The 8,360-nt window shown below is 67.9% G+C and carries 7 protein-coding genes; 3 read left to right on the forward strand and 4 right to left on the reverse strand.

What is annotated here, in order from left to right; all coding sequences use genetic code 11:
- From rhaI to AC1DF4_RS17055, 3 genes are read left to right on the forward strand one after another with little or no spacing between them, the layout of a single operon-like run.
- Nucleotides 1-1,167, forward strand: a complete 1,167-nt coding sequence (rhaI, locus tag AC1DF4_RS17045) for an L-rhamnose isomerase (RefSeq protein ID WP_476913993.1) — start codon at nucleotides 1-3, stop codon at nucleotides 1,165-1,167.
- A 4-nt stretch (nucleotides 1,168-1,171) separates the two neighbouring features.
- Nucleotides 1,172-3,208, forward strand: coding sequence for a bifunctional aldolase/short-chain dehydrogenase (locus tag AC1DF4_RS17050; protein ID WP_476913994.1), 2,037 nt, complete (start codon nucleotides 1,172-1,174; stop codon nucleotides 3,206-3,208).
- Nucleotides 3,205-4,725 (forward strand): rhamnulokinase, encoded by a 1,521-nt coding sequence (locus AC1DF4_RS17055; RefSeq protein WP_476913995.1) that lies wholly within the window; start codon nucleotides 3,205-3,207, stop codon nucleotides 4,723-4,725. The genes AC1DF4_RS17050 and AC1DF4_RS17055 overlap by 4 nt, the downstream gene beginning before the upstream one ends.
- A gap of 21 nt (nucleotides 4,726-4,746) precedes the next feature.
- Here the strand turns inward: AC1DF4_RS17055 and AC1DF4_RS17060 are convergent, their stop codons facing one another.
- From AC1DF4_RS17060 to AC1DF4_RS17075, 4 genes are all read right to left on the reverse strand, one after another.
- A complete protein-coding gene (locus AC1DF4_RS17060) occupies nucleotides 4,747-6,027 on the reverse strand; it encodes an LssY C-terminal domain-containing protein (RefSeq protein WP_476913996.1) in 1,281 nt (426 codons plus the stop codon).
- A gap of 13 nt (nucleotides 6,028-6,040) precedes the next feature.
- Nucleotides 6,041-7,723, reverse strand: a complete 1,683-nt coding sequence (locus AC1DF4_RS17065) for an alkaline phosphatase D family protein (protein WP_476913997.1) — start codon at nucleotides 7,721-7,723, stop codon at nucleotides 6,041-6,043.
- Between the two features lie 64 nt (nucleotides 7,724-7,787).
- Complete coding sequence (locus AC1DF4_RS17070; RefSeq protein ID WP_476913998.1) at nucleotides 7,788-7,997, reverse strand: hypothetical protein; 210 nt, start codon at nucleotides 7,995-7,997, stop codon at nucleotides 7,788-7,790.
- Nucleotides 7,998-8,035: 38 nt separating this feature from the next.
- Nucleotides 8,036-8,360 (reverse strand): M28 family peptidase (locus AC1DF4_RS17075; RefSeq protein ID WP_476913999.1); only part of this gene is annotated, 325 nt, incomplete at its 5' end.

The raw sequence follows: 8,360 nt of genomic DNA on the forward strand, positions 1-8,360 counted from the left end.
GTGTCTATCCCCACCGACGTTCTGACCACCCTCGAACACCAAAGCATCGAGCTGCCTTCCTGGGCGTTCGGCAACTCCGGCACCCGGTTCAAGGTGTTCGCCACCCCGGGCACCCCCCGCACCATCGAGGAAAAGCTTGCCGACGCCGCCCAGGTCAACGCCCTGACCGGGCTGGCCCCCTCGGTGGCCCTGCACATTCCCTGGGACAAGGTCGACGACTACACGGCACTCGCGAAATACGCGGACGGCCTCGGGGTCAGGCTCGGGACGATCAACAGCAACACCTTCCAGGACGACGACTACAAATTCGGCAGCCTCACGCACAGCGATCCCGCCGTGCGACAAAAGGCCGTGGACCACATGTACGAGTGCCTTGAGGTCATGAACATGACCGGCTCGCAGGACCTGAAAATCTGGCTGGCCGACGGGACCAACTACCCGGGCCAGGGCAATATGCGCTCCCGCCAGGACTGGCTGGCGGAATCCCTGCGCAGGGTCTACGACCGGCTCGGCGAAGACCAGAGGATGGTGTTGGAGTACAAATTCTTCGAACCGGCTTTCTACCACACCGACGTTCCGGACTGGGGCACTTCCTACGTGCACTGCGCCGCCCTGGGCGAGAAGGCCAAGGTCTGCCTCGACACCGGACACCACGCGCCGGGAACCAACATCGAGTTCATCGTCGCGCAGCTCCTGCGCCTCGGGAAGCTTGGTTCCTTCGACTTCAACTCACGCTTCTATGCCGATGATGACCTGATTGTGGGAGCCGCGGACCCGTTCCAGCTGTTCCGGATCATGGCGGAAGTGGTCCGCGGTGGCGGCCTCGAACCGGCCGCCGGAGTGGCGTTCATGCTGGACCAGTGCCACAACATCGAGGGCAAGATCCCCGGCCAGATCCGCTCCGTGCTCAATGTTCAGGAGATGACGGCCCGGGCGCTCCTGGTCGACACTGCAGCCCTTGACGCGGCGCAGAACGCGGGGGATGTCCTGGCCGCCAACGCGGTGCTGATGGACGCCTTCTACACCGATGTCCGACCCGGACTGGCGGAATGGCGCGAATCACGGGGCCTGCCCGCCGATCCGATGGCGGCCTTCGCAGCCAGCGGATACCAGGAGAAAATCAATGCCGAGCGCCAAGGCGGCCACCAGGCCGGATGGGGAGCCTAAGACCATGACCAATCCAACTGTTGACCAGCTGATTGCCCGCTCCAACCGCCTCGGCGCCGACAAGCGGAACACCAATTTCGCCGGTGGCAACACCTCCGCCAAGGGCACAGGCAAGGACCCGGTGACCGGGAAAGACGTTCAGCTCCTGTGGGTCAAAGGTTCCGGCGGCGACCTCGGCACGCTGACCGAACCCGGGCTGGCGGTCCTCCGCCTGGACCGGCTGCAGGCCCTGAAAGACGTGTACCCCGGCGTCGAGCGCGAAGACGAGATGGTGGCCGCGTTCGATTACTGCCTGTTCGGCAAGGGCGGCGCCGCCCCCTCGATCGACACAGCGATGCACGGGCTGGTGGACGCAGCCCACGTCGACCACCTCCACCCGGACGCGGGCATCGCAATCGCCACGGCCGCCGACGGCGAAGCCCTCACCAAGGAGATCTTCGGCGAGAAGGTAGCCTGGGTTCCGTGGCGCCGCCCCGGTTTCCAGCTGGGCCTGGACATCGCCTCGATTAAGGACGCCAACCCGCAGGCCGTCGGCACCATCCTGGGCGGCCACGGCACTACCGCCTGGGGCGCCACCAGCGAAGAAGCCGAAACGAATTCCCTGTGGATCATTGAACGGGCCGAAAAGTACATCGCCGAACACGGCCGGCCCGAACCTTTCGGACCGAAATTGCCCGGCTACAGCGCCCTGCCGGAGGCGGAACGTCGGGCGAGGGCCGCCGCGCTGGCGCCGGTGATCCGCGGGCTGGCGTCCAGCGACAAGCCTGCCGTCGGGCATTTCAGCGATGATGCCGCGGTGCTGGACTTCCTTGAGGGCGCCGAACATCCGCGCCTTGGCGGGCTGGGCACCTCCTGCCCGGACCACTTCCTGCGCACCAAGGTCAAGCCTCTGGTCCTGGACCTGCCGGCGGACGCGTCCGTCGAGGATTCCATCGCCCGGCTGAAGGAACTCCATGCCGCCTACCGCGAGGACTACCAGGGGTACTACGACCGGCACGCCGGCGCAGACTCACCTGCCCTGCGTGGCGCTGACCCCGCTATCGTCCTGGTCCCGGGGGTGGGCATGTTCTCCTACGGCAAGGACAAGCAGACCGCCCGGGTCGCCGGCGAGTACTACCTCAACGCGATCAATGTCATGCGCGGAGCCGAAGCCATCTCCAGCTACGCCCCGATCGAGGAATCCGAGAAGTTCCGGATCGAATACTGGTCCCTGGAGGAAGCCAAGCTGGCCCGGATGCCCAAACCCAAGACCCATGCCACCCGCATCGCCCTGGTGACCGGGGCGGCGTCGGGCATCGGCAAGGCCATCGCCACCCGCCTTGCAGCCGAAGGGGCCTGCGTCGTCATCGCGGACCTGAACCTTGAGAACGCGCAGGCCGTGGCGGCCGAGCTCGGCGGCTCCGACGTCGCCGTCGGGATCCAGGCCGATGTCACGGACGAGGCCCAGGTCGTGGCCGCGGTGAACGCTGCAGTGCTGGCCTTCGGCGGCCTGGACCTGGTGGTCAACAACGCCGGGCTCTCCATCTCCAAACCGCTGCTGGAGACCACGGAGAAGGACTGGGACCTGCAGCATAACGTCATGGCCAAGGGCTCGTTCCTGGTGTCCAAGGCCGCGGCGAGGGTCCTGATGGACCAGGGCATGGGCGGGGACATCGTCTACATCTCCTCCAAGAACTCCGTGTTCGCCGGCCCGAACAACATCGCCTACTCCGCCACGAAGGCCGACCAGGCCCACCAGGTGCGGCTGCTCGCGGCGGAACTGGGCGAGTACGGCATTCGGGTCAACGGCATCAACCCCGACGGCGTCGTCCGGGGGTCCGGGATCTTTGCCGGCGGCTGGGGTGCCAAGCGCGCCGCCGTGTACGGCGTCGACGAGCAGGACCTGGGCAAGTACTACGCCCAGCGCACCCTGCTCAAGCGGGAGGTCCTGCCGGAAAACGTCGCCAACGCCGTCGCCGTCCTCACCGGCAGCGAGCTGTCGCACACCACCGGACTGCACATCCCGGTGGACGCCGGCGTCGCCACCGCCTTCCTCCGATGACCGCCGAGCCATCCCCGGCCGACGCCCCGGCCGGGGCCGGGGGCAGCGTGTTCGCCGCCGTCGATATCGGCGCCTCCTCCGGACGCGTCATTCTGGGCAGGATTTCCCGTGCGGGCGGGACCCCGGAGGTGAGCCTGGAAACGGTCCACCGGTTCCCCAACGGCGTGCAGGAATCCGACGGCGGCCTGCGCTGGGATTTCACCGCGCTGTTCGCCGAAGTGCTCACCGGGCTGGCGGCCGCGGCCGTCAGCGCGGCGGCGCACGGGGAAACAATCGCCAGCATCGGCATCGATACCTGGGCCGTGGACTACGGAAGGGTGGACGCCGCCGGCCAGCTGGTGGCGCAGCCCTTCAGCTACCGGGACGGCCGGAGCCGCGGTGTGGTGGCGGGAGTCCACGGGCGCCTCGACCCGGGACTCCTGTACGCGACCACAGGGCTGCAATTCCTGGAATTCAACACCATCTACCAGCTCGCGGGCGAGGCGGACCTCCACGGCGTCCAGACCCTGCTCATTCCGGACCTGATCGCCTTCCTCCTCACCGGCCAGCGCCGCACCGAGGTAACGAACGCGTCCACCACGGGCCTGCTCGACGCTGTGGCAGGGGAGTGGGCCACGGAGTTCCTGACCGCACTGGAGCTGCCCCTGGATCTCTTCCCGCCGCTGGTCCAGCCCGGGGAAACCGTCGGCACCCTGCTCCCGGCCATTGCCGCCCGGGCCGGTCTTGCGGCAGGGACCAAGGTGGTCGCCGTCGGCTCGCACGACACCGCCTCGGCCGTCGCCGCGGTCCCCGCGGAGACCGAGGACTTCGCCTACATCTCGTCCGGCACGTGGTCCCTGGTGGGCGTCGAACTCAAGCACCCCGTCCTCGCGGAGGCCAGCCGGCTGGCGAACTTCACCAATGAACGCGGGGTCGATGGCACCATCCGCTACCTGCGGAACGTCGGCGGTCTGTGGCTGCTCAGCGAATGCCAGCGCACCTGGGCCGCCCACGGCCCGACGCTTTCCCTCGCCGAACTGCTCGACGGAGCCGCAGCGCTGCCGGCGGGCGGACCCCTGATCGACGCCGATGACCCGGCTTTCACCCCGCCCGGCAACATGCCCGCCCGGATCCGCACCGCGGCGGGCGCGTCCGGTGCCGTCCTGCCGAACGAGCCCGCGGCGATCGTCCGCTGCATCCTGGACAGTCTGGCCGCCGGCTACGCCCGGACCATCAGCGACGCCGAACGCCTCGCCGGCCGGGCCGTCGACGTCGTGCACGTTGTGGGCGGCGGCTCGCAAAACAGGCTCCTGTGCCAGCTGACCGCCAACGCCACCGGCAAACCCGTCATCGCCGGCCCGGTTGAAGCGACCGCCCTCGGGAACGTGCTGGTCCAGGCCCGCGCTTCCGGCGAACTGTCAGGAGGGCTCGCCGAACTGAGGAAGATCGTGGCCGGAGGCACGGCGCTGGAGCGCTACGAGCCGAACGCGCCGAGAACCGGGCCGCTGCGGTCGCCAAATCCGATCTCGCGGACCTGACCCCGGATTTTGACCTTTGGTTCACACGGCGGCGACTCGACTGCGCGGGACCCTGCCCTGCCTGGAGTTCCTGGCGTAGGTGCGGGAATGCTGACTGGAGAGGGCGATGATGAGGAGGATGTCCAGCGAGAGACCGAGAAGGTTGGTCCCGAAGTCGACGGCCGGGCCGCCGTTGAGGACGCTGGCGGCCTGGGTGATGATGGCGGCGGCGCTGAGAAGCATGGCCACGACCCTGGCGAGATTTCCGCCCTGCAAAACGCCCCAGGCCAGGACGATCTCTCCGATGCCGAACACTGCGAGTGCGGTTGCAGCAGCCGTCGACGGCCCGGCAGGTCCTGCTGCGACGGCGGGATTGACGCCGGTCAGCAGCGAGGCGGCGAGGACGAGGGCGGCGATTCCGCGAAAAAAGACGAGAACCCCTCCGAACAGGGTCGGGGCTGGCCTCCTGTCCCGGCTGCGCTCCGGCCTGCGGGGCGGCCCAGCCGGGGCCGCGGTCAGGGACGCGAGGTCGACCACCGGCAGGTCCCCGTCGGTGGAAATCGTGTCACCGCCTCCATTGCGCGCATGGTAACCGGTGGAAAAATCCCGGATGACCGTGACTTCGGCCTCGGGGGCGGCCTTCTTCAGGGCGGCCAGGATGTGGTCCCTTTCGTCGTCGGTGTTCTCACCGATCTTGTGCGTGATCTGCAGAGTGAACAGCGACAACCCCACGGCGCGGTCGTAGGTGCCGGCGGCAAGCCAGTCGACCCGGACGCCGCCCGGCAGCACCCACCCCGGCGGGCAGCGCCAGAAACGGACGTGATGCCGTTTTCCCGGGCTCCCGTCGACCTCCTCCTGATAGGCAAAGTCCTGCTGGCGGCCAAAGATGAACAGCGGGCTGACCGGCGCCTCCTCGTAGCTTCGGCGGGTCAGGGTAGACACGATGATCCGCCGGCTGCTCGCCAGATCGACGTCGTCGGCCTGGGTCCAGCCGGCCCGGCGCATGGCGGCGTGGACCTGATCCTCGCTGCCGAGCAAGGCCATGTTGACCGGGTCACCCAGCAGGCCGTCGCTGGTCCGGGCCCGGCCAATGAAGTAATCGGGAAGATAGATCCTGGTCAGGATCCGGTGAACACGGGGCAGCACCAAGTACGCCAGGGCGGCCCAGAACACTACCGCGAACCAGGCCATGCCCGGCCGCAGGCTCTCTTCAAGAAGCAAGGTGGCGAGCCAGACGGCGGCCACGCCACTGAACACAAACAGCGCCCGGTCCAGCACTGTATCGGCATTGCCCGGCAGCAGGCCCCGGCCCTGCTCTTTCACGGGTGGGACTCTTTCACGGGGGTCCGTCTCCGGCTCCCGTGCTTCGCGGCGCCAATGTGACAGAGGCGACGCGTTTCAGCCCGGGATGCAGCTGGTCCCCGCCGTCCACGACGCCCGTCTGCCACCACAGTTTCAGCCCCTCGGGAGCCACTTCCAGGCAGGCCAGGTTGTTGTCGAACCATGGCCCCTTCACGCCGGACCAGCGGAACGGAGGGTCCGGGACCTTGGCCGAGCGGGCCACCAGGGCGCCGACCGGCGTGGCCAGGCCGTACGACATGACGGCCGCGAAGGACCTCATCAGCCGGGGCAGCGGGTTGCGGATGGGGGAGCAGACGGCCTGCACGATCCGGCTGCCCGAGGTCCGCTCCACCTCCGAAACATAGGAGTAGTGGACGTCTCCGGAGAGGAAGGCGATGGTGTCCGGGGCCGGGCCGCGCTTGCCGTCGGCGACCTCGGCCACCATGGCCGCGACCTCCCGGAAGCTGTTCTGGAAGGCCCCCCAGTGTTCCAGGTCCACCGCCTGGCGAAGCGTTTCGCCGATCCGGGCGGCACGGTTTCCCCATGCACCTTGGGAAATGGCCTCGTTCCAGGACTCGACGTAGTGCAGGCCCATCGGCAGCAGGAAAGGCAGCGACGTTGCCACCAGCAGGTGGCGGAATCCGCCGCGCATCCGGCCGTCGAGCCAGGCCATTTCCGCCTTGTCAACGAGGGCGCGGTGGTCCGGTGTCAGGTCCCGGGCCGCCCGGGAATCCACCACGATCAACCGCGTGTCTCCGAAATCCCGGCAGTAGCTCCACCGGTACGATCCGGGGTCCTGATCTGCCCGGTCCGCGAAACTGTCCAGGGCTGCGCTCACATCGATCTCGTCCTGGCCCTCGTGCGCGGCGATCTGCTGCCAGATGGCATCCTCGGCCCGCTCCTGCGGTGAAAGATTCCCCAGGTGCTGATAGACCCAGTACGAGGCGAGCCCCGCGACAATCCGCTCATGCCACCAGGAGGTGGCTTCCATGTCCTTCTTCCAGCTGAGCGAGGTGTTCCAGTCATCGCGGATGTCGTGGTCGTCGAAGATCATGGCGCTGGGCAGGGTGGACAGCAGCCACCGGTTTGCCGGGTCTGACCAGGCCAGCGAGTAGAGGTGGGCGTATTCCTCGTAGTCCTTGAGTTCCTCGCCGGGAGGCGCCTCGATGTCGCGCCGCGCACGGATGAACTCCTGCATCTGGTCGCTCGTCAGGTCGGCATACACCTGGTCTCCGAGGAAGGCCACCAGGTCCGGCCACGGCTGGTCACCGCCGGAGGCCATGTTCAGTGCGTAGGCGCGCAGTGAGTCGACGCCGTGGGTCCGGTTCCCGGACTTATCGTGCGGGACGCTGGTCCGGCAGGAGCCGTAGGCCATCCGCAGCGGCTTGCCGGTTTCCAGCGTCGCGATCATGGACGGCGGGAACTCCTGCCCGGGTTCGGGCCAGGCCTGTGTTCCGTCGATGTCGAGTAGGTACGGCGTCACCGTTCCCGGTTCCAGCCCGTCCAGCTCCACCAGCGCGTAGTGGTGGCCGTGAACGGCGAAAGTGCCGGCCTCCCACTGCCTGCCGCCGGCACGGATGGAGACCCGGGCGGCAGTCCGGGTCTCCACCCAGACACTCGCCGAGGTCTCGTCCACGTAGCGCATCATGGGGCCGAGCACTAGGGGAGAGGTCGTCATGACTCAGTTGTACCTGCTCGGCCCCGGGTCCGGCCATGGCCTGGCGGAAAAGAGCCGCTGCAGCTCAGGCCGGCTCTGCGACAGTGACCGGGATGAGGCTTGCCCCGTAATGGATCGTTTCGGCCCTTCCGCTGCGCAGGGAGATCGTGGCGGCTTCGGCAATGGCCACATCTCCCTGACGTCGGTGGACAACGGCAACCTGGCCGTCGGCGTCCAGGCCGGCAAGTTCATTCTGGAACGTCTCGGAAGTCCGGACGTGCCGCGGAGGCTGCATTTGGTCTCCAGCGAACTTCAGGTCCGCGGGCCCAGCAGTCAGCCGCGTGGGGCCAGGGCGTAGGTGGCGGTGGCGTAGGCCATGGCGCCGGACATTTCCTTGAACAGGTCGGCGTTAATGTTGCTGGTAGTGTCGCAGGCCCTGTGGTAGCAGGAATCGAGGACCTTGCCGGCCTCGCCGCCGTAGGCCTGCACCTGGGCTTTGGTCTTTTTCCCCTCCTCGCCGGTGAACAGCCCGCCGCCGGGAATGCCTGCCCTGAGGAACGGGTCGTAATCGGAGTCGCCGTCCTCAAAGGGCGTTGTTTCCGCCGGCAGCGAGTTCTCCTTGAAGTAGCGCTCGAAGACGGCTTCAATCCCGTCGGAG

The organism is Arthrobacter sp. 05N429, from assembly GCF_056397045.1.